This window comes from Arthrobacter mangrovi (assembly GCF_026011795.1).
GTDB classification, from domain to species: Bacteria; Actinomycetota; Actinomycetes; order Actinomycetales; family Micrococcaceae; genus Crystallibacter; species Crystallibacter mangrovi.
On record NZ_BRVS01000047.1, the window covers coordinates 1 to 2,270 of the forward strand.

The 2,270-nt window shown below is 64.3% G+C and carries 1 protein-coding gene and 2 pseudogenes; 2 read left to right on the top strand and 1 reads right to left on the bottom strand.

Features of this window, described 5'->3' with window-relative positions; all coding sequences use genetic code 11:
• Together AHIS1636_RS20320 and AHIS1636_RS20325 are read left to right on the top strand one after the other, a co-directional pair.
• Positions 1–242, top strand: a pseudogene (locus tag AHIS1636_RS20320) (ABC transporter ATP-binding protein); the annotation flags it as partial.
• Between the two features lie 40 nt (positions 243–282).
• Positions 283–1,923: a thiamine pyrophosphate-binding protein gene (locus AHIS1636_RS20325; RefSeq protein ID WP_264797687.1), complete on the top strand. Its 1,641-nt coding sequence runs from the start codon at positions 283–285 to the stop codon at positions 1,921–1,923.
• A 116-nt stretch (positions 1,924–2,039) separates the two neighbouring features.
• Here AHIS1636_RS20325 and AHIS1636_RS20330 read toward each other — a convergent pair.
• Positions 2,040–2,270: pseudogene (locus AHIS1636_RS20330) on the bottom strand (thiamine pyrophosphate-binding protein); the annotation flags it as partial.

A 2,270-nucleotide genomic window follows, 5' to 3' on the forward strand; every position in this document is an offset into this window, starting at 1 on the left:
GCGTGACCGTCCTGTTCGTCACCCACGACATCGATGAGTCCGTCTACCTCGGCCAGCGCGTCATCATCCTCTCCTCCTCGCCCACCGTCATCCAGGAAGACATCACCATCGACCTGCCCGACGAACGCGACCAGCTCAACACCCGCGCCCTCCCAAGGTTCACCGAACTGCGCCACCACGTCTACGAACAGATCCAGCTCGCCAAGGCCGGACACCGCCCCGCCGCCGCCCGGCAGGCCTGACGCTACAGACGAGACTGTTTCCATACTGAAGGAGAGAACCTTGAGAGTTGCAGAAGCCGTGGGCCGTACCCTTGCCGGCCTAGGCATCGGCCATGCGTTCGGCGTGACCGGGAGCGGGAATTTCCACGTGACCAATGCATTGATCGCCGGCGGCGTACCGTTCACGGCCGCGAGGCACGAGAACGGTGCAGCCTGCATGGCCGACGCCTACTCCCGGGCCAGCGGCAAGGTCTCGGTCCTGAGCGTGCACCAGGGCTGCGGGCTGACCAACGCCATGACGGGCATCGGCGAGGCTGCCAAGAGCCGCACACCAATGCTGGTGCTCGCCGGTGACACACCGCCCACGAGAAAAGCGTCCAATTTCTGGATCGATCAGGCCGCAGCGGTATCCGCGCTCGGAGCCAAGGTCGAGAGGATCCATTCGGCGCAAACCGCTGTGGCGGATGCCGTGCGGGCCTTCCGGCTCGCACGCGATGAGCGCCGGACAGTGGTGCTGAACCTGCCGACGGATGTGCAGGAGGCACAGATCGACTGGTCGCCGGACCTGGTTCCCCCGATCGCTCCGCGGCTTGCCGCCGGCCCCTCCCCGGAATCCGTATCCCGGCTTGCAGACCTTCTGGAGAAGGCAGAGCGGCCTCTGCTCGTGGGCGGCCGCGGGGCATTCGGCGCCAAAGAGGAAATCCGTGCGCTGGCCGCCCGGGCGGGTGCGCTGCTCGCGACCTCCGCCGTCGGTCGCGGCTTATTCAACGACGACCCCTGGTACCTGGACGTGATGGGCGGTTTCGCCTCCCCGGTCAGCGCGGAACTAATCCAGGGGGCCGACGTCATCGTCGCCTTTGGCGCCAGCCTGAACCGCTGGACCTCCCGCGGCGGGTCATTGCTGATGAATGTCACCGTGGTTCAGGTCGATGACACGGCGGAGGCGATCGGGTTTCACCGGCCCGTGGATCTAGGGGTAATCGGAGACTCGGCACTGGTCGCGGAAGCGGTGGCCTCCGAACTGGGCCGGCGCGGTGTCGAACGCCGGGGCTACAGGACCGAAGACGTAGCGGTCCGGATCATGGCTGGCCGTCGGTGGCGCGATGTGCCGTACGAGGAAAACGCCGAAGCCGGCACCATCGATCCGCGCACCTTGACCATCGCTCTGGACGACATGCTGCCGATGGAACGGGTCGTCGTTCCGGATGGCGGCAACTTCAACGGCTACCCGGCCATGTTCTTCCAGGTCCCGGACGAACGCGGCTACAGCGTGCCGCTGGCCTTCCAATCGATCGGGCTGGCACTGCCCTCGGCCATCGGCGCCGCGCTGGCCACGCCCGAAAGGATGGCCGTTGCAGGCCTCGGCGACGGCGGATTCATGATGAGCCTGGTGGAGCTCGACACTGCGGTGCGATTGAAGCTGCCGATGGTGGCCGTGGTCTATAACGACAATGCCTACGGCGCCGAGGTCCACCACTTCGTCCACGAGGATGCACCCATGGACACGGTGGAATTCCCGGACACAGACATCGCCGCGATCGCCCGTGGTTTCGGCTGCACCGGTGTCACCGTCCGATCCCTCGATGACCTGCAGGAAGTACGGCAATGGCTCGACGGAGACCGCACCACACCGCTGGTCATTGACGCCAAGATCAGCTCCTTCCCGTCCTGGGTGTTGGCACACTCATTCGAAGGCGAATAGAAGGCGAATCCGTTTCCCGCTAACTACCACGTCGCAACCAGATTCACAGCGCCAGGAGCAATCGTCTGCCCAAGGCACTTCTAGGAGAGATGTGTCGTAAGCGCCGTTATCGGCGTCTATTGATCAAAGGTTGCTTGGTTCCTGCCTGCTTCGAGAGACGCGGCCATGTATTCGACGATTACGTTTTGGGAGATGGCGACGTCCAGGACGAAGACTCCTTCGTTGTGTGTGGCCAGCCATCGTTCCAGTTTCGCGAGGTCTGCAAGGGTGTGGGCTTTGGCTCCGTGTGCGCCGAGGGCTCGTCCGATGGCTGAAAAATCGACTTCATCGATGAGCATTGCCTGGTC